Source organism: Streptococcus sp. D7B5, from assembly GCF_029691405.1.
Taxonomy (GTDB): domain Bacteria; phylum Bacillota; class Bacilli; order Lactobacillales; family Streptococcaceae; genus Streptococcus.
Genome location: NZ_CP121467.1, coordinates 336,801 through 353,764 on the forward strand (window position 1 = coordinate 336,801; position 16,964 = coordinate 353,764).

Below are 16,964 nucleotides of genomic sequence, written 5' to 3' on the forward strand. Positions count from 1 at the left end.
GAAAGTATATGTCTCTTCAAAAATTAGAAAACTATAGTAATAAAGCAGTCGTCCAAGAAGAAGTCTTGATTCTGACTGAGCTATTAGAAGATATCACAAAAAATATGCTAGCGCCAGAAACCTTTGAAAAGATTATCCAGTTGAAGGAATTATCAACTAGCGAGAATTATCAAGGGCTCAATAACCTAGTGACCAGTCTTTCAAATGAAGAAATGATTTACATTTCACGCTATTTCTCTATCCTTCCACTTTTGATTAATATCTCTGAGGATGTGGATTTGGCCTATGAAATCAATCACCAAAACAATGTGGATCAAGACTATTTAGGAAAACTATCTACAACGATTAAGATGGTAGCTGAAAAAGAAAATGCAGCCGAAATTTTAGAAAAGTTAAATGTCGTTCCTGTCTTGACCGCCCATCCAACGCAAGTACAACGCAAGAGTATGCTGGATTTGACCAACCATATCCATACGCTTTTGCGCAAGTACCGTGATGTCAAACTCGGCTTGATTAATAAAGAAAAATGGCACACAGATCTCCGTCGTTACATTGAAATTATCATGCAAACGGACATGATTCGTGAGAAAAAATTGAAAGTAACAAACGAAATCACCAACGTGATGGAGTATTACCAAAGTTCTTTCCTGAATGCTGTTCCCCGTTTGACAGCTGAGTATAAAAAATTAGCCAAAGAACAAGGTATTGAGCTCCAACATCCAAAACCAATTACTATGGGGATGTGGATCGGAGGAGACCGTGATGGAAATCCTTTCGTAACAGCGGAAACTCTCAATAAATCAGCCTTGACTCAGTGCGAAGTCATTATGAACTACTATGATGAAAAGATTTATAATCTTTACCGTGAATTTTCACTTTCAACCAGCATCGTGAATGTCAGCGACAAGGTTCGTGAGATGGCGCTGAAGTCACAAGACAACTCGATTTATCGTGAAAAAGAACTCTATCGCCGTGCCCTCTTTGACATCCAAGCTAAGATGCAGGCAACCAAGGCTTATTTGATTGAAGACAAGGACCTTCAGCCTAGATATGCCACTGCAGATGAATTTTATCAAGATTTGTTGGCCATTCGCGACTCTCTCCTTGAGAACAAAGGAGAATACCTGATTTCAGGAGAATTTGTCGAGTTGATGCAAGCTGTCGAAATTTTTGGATTCTACCTTGCTTCTATCGACATGCGCCAGGATTCTAGTGTTCACGAAGCCTGTGTGGCAGAATTGCTTGCATCTGCTGGTATCAATGATCACTATAGTGATCTATCTGAAGATGAAAAATGCGCCCTCCTCTTAAAAGAGTTGGAAGAAGACCCTCGTATTCTCTCAGCGACTCATGCTGAAAAGTCAGAACTGCTTGAAAAAGAACTCTCTATCTTTAAAGCTGCGCGCAAGTTGAAGGATAAACTGGGTGAAAATGTTATTCGTCAAACCATCATTTCTCACGCAACCAGTGTATCCGATATGCTCGAACTAGCCATTATGCTTAAGGAAGTCGGCTTGGTGGATGCCCAAAAAGCCCGCGTTCAGATTGTTCCCCTCTTTGAAACGATCGAGGACTTGGATCACTCAGAAGAAACCATGAGAAGATATTTCTCTCTTCCTTTGGCTAAAAAATGGATTGCTTCAAAAGACAACTACCAAGAAATCATGCTTGGCTACTCTGATAGTAACAAGGACGGTGGTTACCTATCATCATGTTGGACCCTCTATAAAGCGCAACAACAACTGACGGCTATTGGGGATGAATTCGGCGTTAAGGTTACTTTCTTCCATGGTCGTGGTGGTACTGTGGGTCGTGGTGGTGGACCAACTTATGAAGCCATCACATCTCAACCACTTAAGTCTATCAAGGACCGTATCCGTCTGACTGAGCAAGGAGAAGTCATTGGAAACAAATACGGTAACAAAGATGCAGCCTATTATAACCTTGAAATGTTGGTTTCTGCAGCCATTAACCGTATGATTACCAAGAAGAAGAGTGATACCAATACGTCAAATCGTTACGAAGCTATTATGGATCAAGTAGTGGACCGTAGCTACGATATCTATCGTGATTTGGTCTTTGGAAATGAACATTTCTATGACTATTTCTTTGAATCAAGTCCAATCAAGGCTATTTCAAGCTTCAATATCGGTTCGCGTCCAGCAGCTCGTAAGACCATCACTGAAATTGGCGGTTTGCGTGCCATTCCTTGGGTCTTCTCATGGTCTCAAAGCCGTGTCATGTTCCCTGGATGGTATGGTGTAGGATCAAGCTTTAAAGAGTTTATTGATCAAGATCCAAAGAATATCGAATTCCTTCGTGATATGTACCAAAACTGGCCTTTCTTCCAATCTCTTCTTTCCAATGTGGACATGGTCTTGTCTAAGTCTAATATGAATATTGCTTTTGAATATGCCAAGCTCTGTGAAGACGAAGAAGTACAAGCTATCTACTACACTATTTTAGATGAATGGCAGTTGACTAAGGACGTTATTTTAGCTATCGAAGGTTATGACGAACTCTTGGCAGAAAACTCTTATCTAAAAGACAGTCTAAACTATCGTATGCCTTACTTTAATATCCTGAACTACATCCAGTTGGAGTTAATCAAACGTCAACGTCGCGGCGAATTGTCGGCAGACGAAGAAAAACTGATCCATACAACTATCAACGGAATTGCAACTGGTTTACGTAATTCTGGCTGATATTCTACAAACTTCCTCTTTTTTCAAGGGGAAGTTTTTGAATTGTTTAAAAAATTCTAAAAATAAGCTTGACAAGTAGTTGAAAAATGATATAATTTAAACATTCAGAAAGTAATCTTGCTCATTTTTTAGAGAGTCTGTGGTTGGTGAAAGCAGATAGATGAAATTGATGAAATTGGGCTGAATGTACTTAAGAATTTGAAATCATAAAAATTCGGTGAGCACACCTTACAGTGCAACTCGTTATTGCGAGAAAGAGCGATAGGGATATTCCCTATAATTGAGGTGGCACCGCGCATCGACGTCCTCACACAAGTTTTTTGTGTGAGGACTTTTTCTATGGGGAGGAAAGATATTGAAATTTAAACGATGGCATCGCTTGATGATGTGATTTAACAAGTTAAGGTAAAAGAATTAAGGAGAAAGAATATGAAAAATAAACGTTTGATTGGAATTGTCGCTGGATTAGCAGTATTGGTAGTGGCTAGCTTGATTTATTCATCAATGAACAAGCCAGCAGCTAAGGAAGAGCAAAAGGTTGCTAAGGTTGGTGTCCTTCAATTTGTTAGTCACCCATCCTTGGACTTGATTTACCAAGGGATTCAAGATGGACTAGCTGAAGAAGGCTATAAGGACGATCAAGTAAAAATCGACTTTATGAACTCTGAAGGAGATCAGAGCAAGGTTGCAACCATGAGTAAACAATTGGTAGCAAATGGAAACGATGTAGTTGTTGGGATTGCAACACCAGCAGCTCAAGGACTTGCAAGTGCTACTAAAGATCTACCAGTTATCATGGCTGCTATTACAGACCCAATCGGTGCTAACTTGGTCAAAGATTTGAAAAAACCAGGTGGCAACATCACAGGGGTGTCAGACCACAACCCAGCAGAACAACAAGTGGAATTGATTAAAACTTTGACACCAAATGTCAAAACAATCGGTGCTCTTTACTCAAGTAGCGAAGATAACTCAAAAACACAGGTAGAAGAATTCAAGGCTTATGCTGAAAAAGCAGGTTTGACAGTCGAAACATTTGCCATTCCATCAACTAACGAAATTGCTTCAACAGTTAATGTCATGACAAGCAAGGTTGATGCGATTTGGGTTCCAATTGACAACACCATCGCATCCGCATTTTCAACAGTTGTTTCAAGTAACCAAACAGCTAAAAAGCCAATCTACCCAAGTGCCACTGCCATGGTAGAAGCAGGTGGATTAGCATCTGTAGTAGTTGACCAACACGATCTTGGAGTGGCTACTGGTAAAATGATTGCCAAAGTTTTGAAAGGTGAAAAACCAGCTGATACGCCAGTTAATGTCTTTTCAACTGGTAAGTCAGTGATTAACAAAAAACTAGCGCAGGAACTTGGTATCACCGTTCCTGAGTCCGTTCTAAAAGAAGCAGGACAAGTGATTGAATAAAGATAAAGGAGGAGCTGGACACATCTCCTCCCATTTTTACTAAAGAAAGAAATGAGTGAAAGATTATGATAGTATCCATTATTTCTCAGGGGATGGTCTGGGCGATTTTAGGTTTGGGAATCTTTATGACTTTTCGAATTTTGAATTTCCCTGATATGACTACTGAAGGTTCTTTTCCTCTTGGGGGAGCAGTAGCTGTAACCTTGATAACACAGGGAGTAAATCCATTTTTAGCGACCTTAGCTGCAGTAGGAGCAGGTTGTCTAGCTGGTATGGCGACAGGTCTCTTATATACCAAAGGAAAAATTCCAACTCTTTTATCAGGAATTTTAGTCATGACTTCCTGCCATTCCATCATGCTCATGATTATGGGACGTGCCAACTTGGGGCTTCTTGGGACCAAGCAAATTCAAGATGTCTTGCCTTTTGATTCGGATCTCAATCAACTCCTGACTGGATTAATCTTTGTAGCTCTTGTTATTGGCCTTATGCTCTTTTTCCTAGATACTAAACTAGGTCAAGCCTACATCGCTACAGGTGACAATCCCGATATGGCTCGTAGCTTTGGTATCAATACGGGTCGTATGGAACTCATGGGCTTGGTTCTCTCAAATGGAATTATCGCGCTTGCAGGGGCTTTAATTGCTCAACAAGAAGGATACGCGGATGTTTCTCGAGGAATCGGCGTGATTGTCGTAGGGCTTGCTAGCTTGATTATTGGTGAGGTTTTGTTCAAGAGTTTGACCCTGGCAGAGCGACTCATGACCATCGTTGTAGGGTCTATTGCTTATCAGTTCCTCGTTTGGGGAGTGATTGCTCTTGGGTTTAATACAAGTTATCTTCGTTTGTACAGCGCCTTGATTTTGGCGGTTTGCCTCATGATTCCAACCTTCAAAAACAAATACCTGAAAGGAGTCAAGTTTAGCAAATGACAGCAATTGTAGAATTAAAAAATGCTACCAAAGTCATTACGAATGGCTTTGATGAGGAAAAAATCATTCTGAATGATGTTTCTCTTGAAATTTTCGAACATGATTTCATTACCATCCTAGGGGGAAATGGAGCAGGGAAGTCAACGCTTTTTAACACTATTGCAGGTACCTTACCTTTAACAAGTGGGAGTATCCGTATCATGGGCGAGGATGTGACGCATTTTTCACCTGAAAAACGGGCTAAGTACTTGTCTCGTGTCTTTCAGGATCCTAAGATGGGGACGGCTCCCCGTATGACGGTAGCGGAAAATCTCTTGATTGCCAAGTTTCGTGGTGAGAAGAGAGGACTCCTTCCTAGGAGACTTTCAAGCCATAGAGAAGAGTTTCAGACTACCATTGAAAAAGTGGGAAATGGGCTTGAAAAACATCTAGATACTCCGATTGAGTTTCTATCAGGCGGTCAACGCCAGGCCTTGAGTCTCTTGATGGCTACCTTGAAGCGACCAGAGTTGCTCTTGTTGGATGAACACACAGCAGCCCTTGATCCAAAAACCAGTGTTGCCTTGATGGAATTAACAGATGACTTTGTCAGCAAGGGTCATCTAACAGCCTTGATGATTACCCACCATATGGAAGATGCGCTGAAGTATGGCAATCGTCTGATAGTCATGAAGGAAGGTCGTATCATCCAAGACCTCAATAAAGAAGAAAAAGCTAAGATGAAGATTTCAGACTACTATCAATTATTTGAATAGATGAGTTAAATAATCATCAAAAAATAGAGAAGAGAAACTTAGAAGCATGGAAGTGTTTCTGAGTTTTTTATCTCCTCTTTCTATCTGGAAAAATAAGGCAAAGAGAATTACGGAAAGCGTATGAAATGGTTTACTTTTTTTCAGAAATAAGCTATACTAGTTTACGTGAAACTATGATAAGATGGAGGTATTGTGTATGGTTGACAAGCAAGTCATTGAAGAAATCAAAAACAATGCCAACATTGTGGAAGTCATAGGTGATGTGATTTCTTTACAGAAGGCTGGACGGAACTATTTAGGGCTCTGTCCTTTTCATGGTGAAAAGACCCCCTCTTTCAACGTTGTGGAAGACAAGCAGTTTTATCACTGTTTTGGATGTGGGCGTTCAGGAGATGTCTTTAAGTTTATCGAAGAATACCAAGGCGTGTCCTTCATGGAAGCCGTTCAGCTCTTAGGAGAGCGCGTCGGTATTCAACTAGCTATGCCTGTTCAGTCTCGTCCCCAACAAGCTTCCCCTCATCAAGCTCTATATGATATACATGAAGAAGCTGCACGCTTTTACCATGCCATCCTCATGACGACCAAGATGGGAGAAGAAGCAAGGGCTTATCTCTACAAACGCGGATTGACAGATGATGTTCTGAAGCACTTCCAGATTGGACTAGCTCCAGCAGAGAGAACTTATCTCTACCAACGTTTATCTGACAAGTTTGAGGAAAAGGATTTATTGGATTCTGGCCTGTTTTACCTGTCAGATGGCAATCAGTTTTATGATACTTTTTTTGGACGGATTATCTTTCCTTTGACCAATGACAAGGGGCAGGTTATTGCATTTTCAGGTCGTATCTGGCAAGAAACGGATAGTCAGACTGCCAAATATAAAAATAGTCGCTCGACTGCAATTTTTAACAAGAGTTACGAATTGTATCATTTGGACAAGGCAAAAAAGGGAACAGGTAAGATTACAGAGCTCTATCTGATGGAAGGATTCATGGATGTGATCGCAGCCTATCGTGCTGGTATAGAAAATGCTGTAGCTTCCATGGGAACAGCCTTAAGCAAGGAGCATGTTGACCACCTCAAACGCTTTACCAAAAAGATAGTTCTCAGCTATGATGGTGACAAGGCAGGGCAGGCAGCAACAGCCAAAGCTCTGGAAGAATTAAAAGATTTCTCAGTGGAAGTTGTCCGAGTACCTGATGCCATGGACCCAGATGAGTATTTACAAAAGAATTCTCCTGAAGATCTGGCTTACCTTTTAACCAAGACCCGGATTAGTCCTATTGAGTTCTATATTCACCAGCTAAAGCCTGAAAATAGTGATAACTTACAGGCGCAAATTGAATTCATTGAAAAGATTGCACCCCTAATCGCCAAAGAAAAGTCTATCACTGCCCAGAATTCTTATATCCACATTCTAGCAGATAATCTCCCTTCCTTTGATTACCAGCAGGTGGAACAGATTGTAAATGAAAGTCGCATTGTTCAAAGGCAGGAAAGAGTCAAAGAGGAGCAACCTCCAGCAGCGATTAGTTTACCTGTAACGCGGCAACTGACAGCAGTCATGAGAGCAGAGGCGCATCTCCTCTATAGGATGGCTGAGAACCCAGTTGTGTTAAATGACTACCGATTAAGAGAAGATTTTTTCTTTGATACCCCAGAATTTCAAATTCTTTACGAATTATTAAGTGAGCAGGGAGAAATCGGCTCAGAGGAGCTTTCTCATCAGACGCCTGAGGTTGAAAATGCTTGGTACCACGTGCTTAGCTTGGATTTGCCAGTTGAGATGTCGCCTCAAGAGCTAGCGGAAGTCGAAGCGACTCGAAACCGTGCCCTCCTCAGCAAGGACAACTTAAGAATTAAAAAGAAAGTGCAGGAAGCTAGTCATGTAGGAGATACAGACACAGCCTTGGAAGAATTGCAACGATTGATTTCCCAAAAGAGAAGAATGGAGTAATAATGGCAACAAAACAAAAAGAAGTAACCACATTTGATGTGCAAGTAGCAGACTTTATCCGTAACCACAAAAAAACAGGAACAGCAACAGATGACGAAATCAATTCAAGTCTGGTTATTCCTTTTGCCCTCGATGCAGATGGCATTGAAGACCTTTTGCAACGGATTCAGGATGCTGGAATTTCTATCACAGACAACGAAGGAAATCCAAGCGCGCGTGTGCTTAGTGCAGAAGAAGAGCCAGAACTCAGTGATGAGGACTTGATTGGCTCAACCTCTGCCAAGGTTAATGACCCAGTCCGTATGTATTTGAAGGAAATTGGGGTTGTTCCTCTCTTGACAAACGAAGAAGAAAAAGAATTGGCTCTAGCTGTTGAAGCTGGTGATATCGAAGCCAAACAGCGTCTTGCAGAAGCCAACCTTCGTTTGGTGGTTTCGATTGCTAAGCGCTACGTAGGGCGTGGTATGCAATTTCTTGACTTGATCCAAGAAGGCAACATGGGCTTGATGAAGGCAGTGGATAAGTTTGACTACTCTAAAGGATTTAAGTTTTCAACTTACGCAACTTGGTGGATTCGTCAGGCGATTACCCGTGCCATTGCTGACCAGGCCCGCACTATTCGTATCCCTGTCCACATGGTTGAAACCATTAACAAGCTTGTTCGTGAACAGCGTAATCTCCTTCAAGAATTGGGACAAGATCCAACTCCTGAACAAATCGCTGAGCGTATGGATATGACACCTGACAAGGTCCGCGAAATCTTGAAAATCGCCCAAGAACCAGTATCACTTGAAACACCGATTGGTGAAGAGGACGATAGCCATCTTGGGGACTTTATCGAAGACGAAGTGATTGAAAATCCAGTAGACTACACAACTCGTATCGTTTTGCGTGAGCAGTTGGATGAAGTCTTGGATACTCTTACAGACCGTGAAGAAAACGTCTTGCGCTTGCGCTTCGGGTTAGATGATGGGAAAATGCGTACTCTTGAAGATGTTGGGAAAGTCTTTAACGTGACTCGTGAGCGTATCCGTCAGATTGAGGCCAAGGCTTTGAGAAAATTGCGTCAACCAAGTCGCAGCAAACCGCTTCGTGATTTTATTGAAGACTAATAGTGAGGAATAACATGGCTTATACAGAAGAGCAAATTGAAATGATCAAAACACGCATTTTAAATGCCTTGGAAGAAGTCATCGACCCTGAGTTGGGGATTGATATTGTCAACCTAGGTTTGATTTATGAAATTCGTTTTGATGGTGAAACAGGTCACACTGAAATTGATATGACCTTGACAACTATGGGCTGCCCACTGGCTGACCTTTTGACAGACCAGATACATGATGCGATGACAGATGTGCCTGAGGTAACTAATACCGAAGTTAAATTGGTCTGGTATCCAGCTTGGACGGTTGAGAAAATGAGCCGATACGCACGTATCGCCCTAGGAATTAAATAAAGACTAAGAAAAATGAGAGAGACGATTGGAAAATAGGGTAAATTTATCCTTTTTCCTATAGTCTCTTCTTTCTTTTGCTGATTTTCTGGAAATAAAATGGTATAATGAAAGGTATGGAAAACGAAAAATTGCGTATTAATATGCTAAGTTCAAGTGAAAAAGTAGCTGGTCAAGGAGTGTCAGGAGCTTATAGAGAATTGGTTAGTCTCCTTCACCGTGATGCCAAAGACCAGTTGATTGTTACAGAGAATCTTCCTGTAGAGGCAGATGTAACTCACTTTCATACCATTGATTTCCCCTATTATTTATCCACTTTCCAAAAGAAACGCTCTGGGAGAAAAATTGGCTATGTGCATTTTTTGCCTGATACGCTTGAGGGGAGTTTGAAGATTCCATTTTTCCTAAAAGGAATTGTCAAACGCTATGTTTTTTCCTTTTACAACCGAATGGAACACTTGGTGGTGGTCAATCCCATGTTTATCGAGGATTTAGTGGCTGCTGGCATTCCACGTGAAAAAGTAACTTATATTCCAAACTTTGTAAATAAAGAAAAATGGCATCCATTACCAGCTGAACAAGTTGCTCAACTCCGGAAGGAAATGGATCTCGCGGAAGATCAGTTTGTCGTAATCGGTGCGGGTCAGGTTCAGAAACGTAAAGGAATTGATGATTTTATCCGTCTTGCTGAGGAATTGCCAGAAATTACCTTTATCTGGGCAGGTGGTTTTTCATTTGGTGGGATGACAGATGGTTATGAACGCTACAAGAAGATTATGGACAATCCACCAAAAAATCTTATTTTTCCCGGGATTGTGTCACCGGAACGGATGCGGGAACTTTACGCTATGGCGGATTTATTCTTGCTACCAAGTTACAATGAATTATTCCCTATGACCATCTTAGAGGCGGCTAGTTGCGAGGCTCCGATTATGTTGAGGGATTTGGATCTGTATAAGGTTATTCTTGATGGGAATTATCGTGCTACAAGTGATGTTTCCGAGATGAGAGAAGCAATCCTAGAATATAAGAATGACCCTGAAACCTTAAAGGACTTGAAAGAAAAAGCTCGCGAGATCTCCAAAGAGTACTCTGAGGAGCATTTGTTGGAAATCTGGTTAAAATTTTATCGAGAACAGGCTGCTTTGGGCAAAAAGTGAGGTAATTTATGCGAATTGGTTTATTTACAGATACCTATTTCCCTCAGGTTTCCGGGGTCGCGACTAGTATTCGGACTTTGAAAACTGAGCTTGAAAAGCAGGGGCATGCAGTTTTTATCTTTACAACAACAGATAAAGATGTAAACCGCTACGAGGATTGGCAAATTATTCGCATTCCGAGTGTCCCTTTCTTTGCGTTTAAGGATCGACGATTTGCCTACCGAGGTTTTACAAAGGCGCTTGAAATTGCCAAGCAGTATCAACTCGATATTATTCATACCCAGACAGAATTTTCTCTTGGTTTGTTAGGAATTTGGATTGCGAGAGAATTGAAAATTCCAGTTATTCATACCTACCATACCCAGTATGAAGACTATGTACATTACATTGCTAAGGGCATGCTAATTCGTCCGAGTATGGTAAAATATTTGGTGCGTGGCTTCCTTCATGATGTAGATGGCGTGATTTGCCCTAGTGAGATTGTTCGTGACCTTTTATCGAAATACAAAGTCAAGGTTGAAAAGCGTGTCATCCCAACTGGAATTGAGCTGGCTAAGTTTGAACGACCTGAGATTAAAGAGGAAAACTTACAAGAGCTTCGTTCGAAGTTAGGTATTCAGGAAGGCGAGAAAATGCTACTGAGCCTTTCGCGTATCTCCTTTGAGAAGAATATCCAAGCAGTCTTAGCTGCCTTTGCGCAGGTTTTGAAAGAAGAAGACAAGGTGAAGTTGGTTGTTGCTGGAGACGGACCTTATCTGGACAGTCTGAAAGAACAAGCAGAGAAATTAAACATACAAAAACATGTGATTTTTACAGGTATGATTGCTCCCAGTGAGACAGCCTTGTACTATAAAGCAGCTGATTTCTTTATTTCAGCATCTACGAGTGAAACTCAGGGTTTAACCTATCTAGAAAGTCTAGCCAGTGGAACGCCTGTTATTGCTCATGGCAACCCCTATCTTGAAAATCTGATCAATGATAAAATGTTTGGGACCCTCTACTATGGAGAACGAGAGCTTGCAGGAGCTATCCTTGAAGCATTGATTGCTACTCCTGATATGTCTGAACAAAAGTTGGCGGATAAGTTGTACGAGATTTCGGCTGAAAATTTTGGGAAACGAGTTCATGAGTTTTACCTTGATGCCATTATCTCAAATAACTTTGAACATGAGCTACATGATGGACAACCTGTCACTCAGCGCTTCTTAAAAACGATTCTCTATCTACCTCAACAGGCTGTTACAAGCCCAGTAAAAGAATCCAAGCGTATTTTAAGAGCGTCTCGAAAACAATTGTCTAGCATCAGAGATTATTGGAGAGACGAATTCAAATAATAGAATAAGAGGAAGTAAAAATGAAAAAATTAATGAGAAGCGGAAAAGATCAAAAAATTGGTGGAGTATGCGCAGGAGTTGCTCATTATTTTGATATTGATCCAACAATTGTTCGTGTCATTTGGGCTGTTCTTGCATTTTGTTATGGGACAGGAGTCCTTGCTTATATCATTTTATGGTTGATTGCACCAGTTTCAACAGACTATTAAATTAGAATTATATAGAAAAAGGAGAAGTTATGGCTTTTGGAGATAACGGAAAACGTAAAAAAACTTTGTTTGAAAAGGTGACACTTGTTGTCGTGCTCATCATGTTGTTTGTAACCCTTGCTGGTATCTTTGCAACTGCGCTTGGAGCTTTTAGTAGATTCTAAGCAAGCTACGGGGATAGAAACAATAACTAATGACTGGGTTCTCCCCAGCCTTTTTAAAGTGAGAAGAAAATATGAATATGTTTTTAGATACAGCTAAGATTAAGGTCAAGGCTGGTAATGGTGGCGATGGCATGGTTGCCTTTCGCCGTGAAAAATATGTCCCTAATGGCGGTCCTTGGGGTGGTGATGGTGGACGAGGAGGTAACGTTGTTTTCGTGGTAGACGAAGGTTTGCGTACCTTGATGGATTTCCGCTATAACCGTCATTTCAAGGCTGATTCCGGTGAAAAAGGAATGACCAAAGGAATGCACGGTCGTGGTGCAGAAGATCTTCGTGTTCGAGTACCACAGGGGACTACTGTACGTGATGCGGAAACAGGAAAAGTCATTACAGACTTGATTGAACATGGTCAAGAGTTTATCGTGGCTCATGGCGGTCGAGGTGGTCGTGGAAATATCCGTTTTGCCACTCCCAAAAATCCTGCACCTGAAATCTCTGAGAATGGAGAACCAGGTCAAGAACGTGAGTTGCAACTGGAATTGAAGATCCTAGCGGATGTTGGCTTGGTCGGTTTCCCATCTGTTGGAAAGTCAACTTTGCTTAGTGTCATCACTTCAGCTAAACCTAAAATCGGTGCTTACCACTTTACGACCATTGTCCCTAATTTGGGTATGGTTCGTACACAGTCAGGTGAATCTTTTGCAGTAGCAGACCTTCCAGGTTTGATTGAAGGGGCCAGTCAAGGGGTTGGTCTTGGAACCCAGTTTCTACGTCATATCGAACGCACTCGAGTTATCCTCCATGTCATCGATATGTCAGCTAGCGAAGGACGTGATCCTTATGAGGATTACCTTGCTATTAATAAGGAATTAGAATCCTATAACCTTCGTCTCATGGAACGTCCACAGATTATCGTAGCCAACAAGATGGATATGCCTGAAAGTCAGGAAAATCTTAAAACTTTCAAGGAAAAGTTGGCAGCAAACTACGACGAGTTTGAGGAACTTCCAGCCATCTTCCCAATTTCTGGATTGACCAAGCAAGGGTTGGCGACTCTTTTGGACGCGACAGCTGAATTGTTAGACAAGACTCCAGAATTCCCGATTTATGATGAATCCGATATGGAAGAAGAAGTTTACTATGGCTTTGACGAGGAAGAAAAGGCCTTTGAGATTAGCCGTGATGATGATGCGACATGGGTACTTTCTGGTGATAAACTTATGAAACTCTTTAACATGACCAACTTTGACCGTGACGAATCAGTCATGAAGTTTGCCCGTCAGCTTCGTGGTATGGGGGTTGACGAAGCCCTTCGTGCGCGTGGAGCCAAAGATGGCGATTTGGTCCGCATCGGTAAATTTGAGTTTGAATTTGTAGACTAGGAGATTGATATGGGAGATAAACCAATATCATTCCGAGATGCAGATGGAAATTTTGTTTCTGCAGCAGATGTGTGGAATGAAAAGAAACTAGAAGAATTGTTTAATCGTCTCAATCCTAAACGTGCTCTTCGATTGGCGCGTACAAAGAAAGAAGAAACACAGTCAAAGAAATAAAAAGTTCCCGTGATCTTTTGATCACGGGATTTGTTTTATTCACTAAAGAAAAATGGTGGCGCATATTTTTTAAGACTCTCAAAACAAGCCTGCGCTTTTGTAGCATCTTCACAGATAATCATGCAGACATCGTCTCCACAAAGAGTTGCAACGACATCTGGAAAGGCCAAGGAATCAATTACAGATCCAAATGACTGGGCTAAACCGGGTAAAGTTTTCAAAATAACTTGGTGTTGCACCGGACGCAACATAACAAGAGCATCTTCCATATAATTTTCAAGACGTTTTTCCCACTTGGAGATAGATCCTGTATTTAGCACATAGTAAGAATTATCCTCTTCGCGCACTTTTGAAAGGTTCATGGTTTTGATATCGCGTGATAAGGTAGCCTGAGTAACTTGGATATCATTTTCCGCTAACAAGGCTTGTAATTCAGCTTGAGTATGGATTTTGTTTTTTGAAACGAGGGCGCGGATAAGTTGGTGTCTGTGTTCTGATTTGTTCATAAAGTAAGTACTCCTTTTAAAAGGTACAGTAAGCGTGGACTGAACGAAAACGTCAGTCGGGTGGTAGGCGGTATTGTCACGTATGATGATTTTAAAGTCAGTAGGATAAAGAACTAGATGGAGAGATTCTCCTTCTTTTAACTTTTCACTAGTTGGGTGCAGATAAACTGGGTAGCGATTCGTTCATCTACATTGATGTTCTTTAATGACAGTGAATCATTCAATTTGGGTAGCTTTTTGTCACGGCGTTTTGTGAATTTACTCTAAATGTAATTCACAGAGATTTCCAACATGTGGTCTGGTAGCGTGTATGATAAATGGTTACACATGTTGGTTAGAGGGAGTATCTTTTGTCCAAGTTCCGTCTAGGGGCTTCTAAAATGCTTTCAGATGAACTGAATTTGATACAAAGTTTATGTCTGATTCGACTGTTCAAGTGGAAAACTTTGGTTATAGGAAGTTCAATGGTCAAATTCATTGACTTTTCCTTTGAATCCTTCCATATTGAAAGTCTGGTAGATTATACCTTTTGACAAGGTAGGATAAGACTAGACTGTGCTAAATCAACAGTCAACTGATAGTCTGTATTGTCTCGAATTGTAATCTCAAAGTCTGTGGTGTAGAGAACCAAACGGAGAGTATCTCCTTTTTTAAGTTTGTAGATAGTTGGTTGAAGCTCTAGCTTGAAGTCCATCCATTCATTTGGTTGGATTTCTTCAATCGTCAAGAGATTGGTTCGATTTTGAAGATTAAGGTAGCCTTTGGTGATGACACGTTGGGCACTTGGGTTGAATGGCAGTTCACAGAGATTTTCTAACATGTGGTAACGGCCATTATCAATGGTTCTAGCACTTAAAACCGCTGGATAAGGCTGCAGATATTTCTTTTGTCCAAGTTCTAGCAGTTGGGCTGATAATAAGCCCTTGTTTGTACTTGATTTGACACGAAGTTTTAGCTCTACTCGCCCATTTAAGTGAATGTCTTGACTTACTGGAAGGTCAATGGTGATCTGATTAGCTTTTCCTTGGTAAAGTTCGGTGTTGAAGGTCTGGTAAGTCTTACCATAACGATCAAAATCTTTTTGATCATACTGGTTTTGAATCACTTTTTCCTCATTACCAAGAGAGAAGGTATGCAGTTCATCCTGTTTGCCAAAGTTATCAAGACCTTGCCATTTTTGCGGTGCGATATTGTCCTGCCAAATGACAGTCGGAAGTTGGTAGCTTGAGTCAAGTCCTAACAATTTCATACTTAACAAGGCATTCATGGACTCGCGGAAGTCGATCGACTGCCAGTTATTCATATAAACATGGGCACCATGATGGAAAAAGAGGTGCTTATTGATATGGCTAGGAAGGGCATGAAACATCTGGTAAACATGAAGAGGTTTGACGTTCCAATCCTGGGAACCATGCGTAAAGACGACCTCAGCTTGAACCTTGTGAGCATTGAGCAGATAGTTGCGGTCATGCCAAAACTGATTGTAGTCACCAGTCTTGCGATCGAGTTTCTCTTTAACCTTTTCTAAGTCTGCTTGATAAGCTTCATTGCCACGAATATAGTCACCAGCTTGGAGGTTGCGAGAGTAGGTCAATTCAGCAAGTGAGTCAAAATCCTCACCTGGATAGCCCCCTGGGCTGGTCACTAGACCATTTTCCCGATAGTAGTTGTACCAAGAGGAAATACCTGCTTCTGCGATGATCACTTCCAAGCCATCAACACCAGTGGTGGCGAGACCATTGGACATGGTACCTAGATAGGAAATACCTGTTGTTGCGACTTTGCCGTTTGACCAGTCAGCTTTGACTTGGCGTTTGCGCGTGTGGTCTGTGAAAGCACGACAACGACCATTGAGCCAATCAATGACATTTTTATAGGCCTCGATTTGCTGATAGTCACCATTAGTCATGAGTCCTTGAGAATCTTTGGTTCCAACACCCGATACATAGAGATTGGCAAATCCACGTGGGAGGAAGTAGTCATTTAGAGTATATGAGCTATTGATATGAGATAGCTTTTCTTCAGCTTCTGAGACGACTTCTGCTTGACTATGAGGTCCGACTAAATTCAGCTTAGGTTCCTCAAGTTCAATGGTGTGGGGCAGTTTGACCTCAAGCTCCCCTTCCATTTTGTAGAGAGCCTTGTCACTGGCTTTGTCGTTGGTCCCTTGGTGATAAGGGCTGGCAGTCATAAGAGCAGGTACTTGACCATCGTAACGTGGGCGGATAACGCTGACTTTGACTAAATCAGGGAGTCCATCTTTATCAGTATCCACACGGCTCTCGACATACACGACTTCACGAATGACATCATGAGTAGAGAAGGTAGCCAAGCTCTTACCGTTAAAGTAGTGGTAGTGATTATCTTCTGAAATGAGTCCATCACTAACAAGCTGATCGATGAGCGTATTTCCTTTTTTCGTTCGCGTATTGAGCAATTGATAAAGATTTTCAATGAGATCTCCATAAACAATAGGAAAACCAGTTTCTTTACGGAACTGTTCGGCATCCTCAAAGTCAACAAGATAGCTAAATCCTAAAAGTTGAAAAACTACTGTGTAGAAAATCTCCGCAGTTAACTCACGGTCTGACTGGAAAAAGGTTACTAAATCTGTTTCTTTATCCGCAGCCAAAGTTGACAAGGCATAATCCGTGTTAGAATAAGTGAAAAAACTCCAACGAATGAAGTCTTCAAACTGTCTTTTTAAGGACAGTTGGGGTGACAGCTTTAGACCAAGACCTTCTAATTCCTCAAATCGTTGAGAACTAGTGGTTGGTTGGTAGCTGAATTGATTAAAACGCATGTTTC

At 41.3% G+C, this 16,964-nt stretch carries 15 protein-coding genes and 1 other annotated feature; of the genes, 13 read left to right on the forward strand and 2 right to left on the reverse strand.

From position 1 onward, the window contains the following. Positions 1-8 precede the first annotated feature (8 nt). From ppc to P8P68_RS01685, 13 genes are all read left to right on the forward strand, one after another. Positions 9-2,705 (forward strand): phosphoenolpyruvate carboxylase, encoded by a 2,697-nt coding sequence (gene ppc, locus P8P68_RS01625; protein WP_278276039.1) that lies wholly within the window; start codon positions 9-11, stop codon positions 2,703-2,705. Between the two features lie 96 nt (positions 2,706-2,801). After that, positions 2,802-3,017: a binding site (T-box leader), on the forward strand. Between the two features lie 117 nt (positions 3,018-3,134). Continuing rightward, on the forward strand, positions 3,135-4,130 hold the full coding sequence (gene trpX, locus P8P68_RS01630; protein ID WP_278276040.1) for a tryptophan ABC transporter substrate-binding protein: 996 nt from the start codon (positions 3,135-3,137) through the stop codon (positions 4,128-4,130). A gap of 65 nt (positions 4,131-4,195) precedes the next feature. Beyond that, on the forward strand, positions 4,196-5,062 hold the full coding sequence (locus P8P68_RS01635; RefSeq protein ID WP_000637254.1) for an ABC transporter permease: 867 nt from the start codon (positions 4,196-4,198) through the stop codon (positions 5,060-5,062). Further along, positions 5,059-5,817, forward strand: coding sequence for an ABC transporter ATP-binding protein (locus tag P8P68_RS01640; RefSeq protein ID WP_000125424.1), 759 nt, complete (start codon positions 5,059-5,061; stop codon positions 5,815-5,817). The genes P8P68_RS01635 and P8P68_RS01640 overlap by 4 nt, the downstream gene beginning before the upstream one ends. Before the next feature lie 196 nt (positions 5,818-6,013). Then, positions 6,014-7,774 (forward strand): DNA primase, encoded by a 1,761-nt coding sequence (dnaG, locus tag P8P68_RS01645; protein ID WP_278276041.1) that lies wholly within the window; start codon positions 6,014-6,016, stop codon positions 7,772-7,774. A 2-nt stretch (positions 7,775-7,776) separates the two neighbouring features. Beyond that, positions 7,777-8,886, forward strand: coding sequence for an RNA polymerase sigma factor RpoD (gene rpoD, locus P8P68_RS01650; protein ID WP_000201890.1), 1,110 nt, complete (start codon positions 7,777-7,779; stop codon positions 8,884-8,886). Positions 8,887-8,900: 14 nt separating this feature from the next. Next, complete coding sequence (locus P8P68_RS01655) at positions 8,901-9,230, forward strand: metal-sulfur cluster assembly factor (RefSeq protein WP_000331922.1); 330 nt, start codon at positions 8,901-8,903, stop codon at positions 9,228-9,230. Between the two features lie 113 nt (positions 9,231-9,343). After that, on the forward strand, positions 9,344-10,387 hold the full coding sequence (locus P8P68_RS01660; protein WP_008292415.1) for a glycosyltransferase family 4 protein: 1,044 nt from the start codon (positions 9,344-9,346) through the stop codon (positions 10,385-10,387). Between the two features lie 8 nt (positions 10,388-10,395). Continuing rightward, complete coding sequence (locus P8P68_RS01665; RefSeq protein WP_001219459.1) at positions 10,396-11,721, forward strand: glycosyltransferase family 4 protein; 1,326 nt, start codon at positions 10,396-10,398, stop codon at positions 11,719-11,721. Positions 11,722-11,741: 20 nt separating this feature from the next. Beyond that, entirely contained in the window at positions 11,742-11,930 is a 189-nt protein-coding gene (locus P8P68_RS01670) for a PspC domain-containing protein (RefSeq protein ID WP_000735789.1), read from the forward strand. Between the two features lie 29 nt (positions 11,931-11,959). Continuing rightward, positions 11,960-12,094, forward strand: a complete 135-nt coding sequence (locus tag P8P68_RS01675) for a DUF4044 domain-containing protein (RefSeq protein ID WP_000863851.1) — start codon at positions 11,960-11,962, stop codon at positions 12,092-12,094. Positions 12,095-12,165: 71 nt separating this feature from the next. Continuing rightward, the gene (gene obgE / locus P8P68_RS01680) at positions 12,166-13,476 is read left to right on the forward strand and encodes a GTPase ObgE (protein WP_278276042.1); all 1,311 of its coding nucleotides are present in this window, start codon (positions 12,166-12,168) and stop codon (positions 13,474-13,476) included. A gap of 9 nt (positions 13,477-13,485) precedes the next feature. Then, positions 13,486-13,650, forward strand: a complete 165-nt coding sequence (locus P8P68_RS01685) for a hypothetical protein (RefSeq protein WP_000502578.1) — start codon at positions 13,486-13,488, stop codon at positions 13,648-13,650. Between the two features lie 35 nt (positions 13,651-13,685). On the opposite strand, the gene P8P68_RS01690 is transcribed toward P8P68_RS01685, so the two are convergent. Together P8P68_RS01690 and P8P68_RS01695 are read right to left on the reverse strand one after the other, a co-directional pair. Continuing rightward, positions 13,686-14,156, reverse strand: coding sequence for an arginine repressor (locus P8P68_RS01690; protein WP_049477502.1), 471 nt, complete (start codon positions 14,154-14,156; stop codon positions 13,686-13,688). Positions 14,157-14,676: 520 nt separating this feature from the next. Beyond that, complete coding sequence (locus P8P68_RS01695; RefSeq protein WP_278276043.1) at positions 14,677-16,959, reverse strand: Xaa-Pro dipeptidyl-peptidase; 2,283 nt, start codon at positions 16,957-16,959, stop codon at positions 14,677-14,679. Positions 16,960-16,964 lie beyond the last annotated feature (5 nt).

Coding starts and splice junctions, on each gene's coding strand:
- dnaG (WP_278276041.1), top strand. CDS start 6,014: ATGGTTGACAAGCAAGTCATTGAAGAAATCAAAAACAATGCCAACATT.
- P8P68_RS01690 (WP_049477502.1), bottom strand. CDS start 14,156: ATGAACAAATCAGAACACAGACACCAACTTATCCGCGCCCTCGTTTCA.
- P8P68_RS01685 (WP_000502578.1), top strand. CDS start 13,486: ATGGGAGATAAACCAATATCATTCCGAGATGCAGATGGAAATTTTGTT.
- P8P68_RS01675 (WP_000863851.1), top strand. CDS start 11,960: ATGGCTTTTGGAGATAACGGAAAACGTAAAAAAACTTTGTTTGAAAAG.
- obgE (WP_278276042.1), top strand. CDS start 12,166: ATGAATATGTTTTTAGATACAGCTAAGATTAAGGTCAAGGCTGGTAAT.
- trpX (WP_278276040.1), top strand. CDS start 3,135: ATGAAAAATAAACGTTTGATTGGAATTGTCGCTGGATTAGCAGTATTG.
- P8P68_RS01665 (WP_001219459.1), top strand. CDS start 10,396: ATGCGAATTGGTTTATTTACAGATACCTATTTCCCTCAGGTTTCCGGG.
- ppc (WP_278276039.1), top strand. CDS start 9: ATGTCTCTTCAAAAATTAGAAAACTATAGTAATAAAGCAGTCGTCCAA.
- P8P68_RS01640 (WP_000125424.1), top strand. CDS start 5,059: ATGACAGCAATTGTAGAATTAAAAAATGCTACCAAAGTCATTACGAAT.
- rpoD (WP_000201890.1), top strand. CDS start 7,777: ATGGCAACAAAACAAAAAGAAGTAACCACATTTGATGTGCAAGTAGCA.
- P8P68_RS01670 (WP_000735789.1), top strand. CDS start 11,742: ATGAAAAAATTAATGAGAAGCGGAAAAGATCAAAAAATTGGTGGAGTA.
- P8P68_RS01660 (WP_008292415.1), top strand. CDS start 9,344: ATGGAAAACGAAAAATTGCGTATTAATATGCTAAGTTCAAGTGAAAAA.
- P8P68_RS01635 (WP_000637254.1), top strand. CDS start 4,196: ATGATAGTATCCATTATTTCTCAGGGGATGGTCTGGGCGATTTTAGGT.
- P8P68_RS01655 (WP_000331922.1), top strand. CDS start 8,901: ATGGCTTATACAGAAGAGCAAATTGAAATGATCAAAACACGCATTTTA.
- P8P68_RS01695 (WP_278276043.1), bottom strand. CDS start 16,959: ATGCGTTTTAATCAATTCAGCTACCAACCAACCACTAGTTCTCAACGA.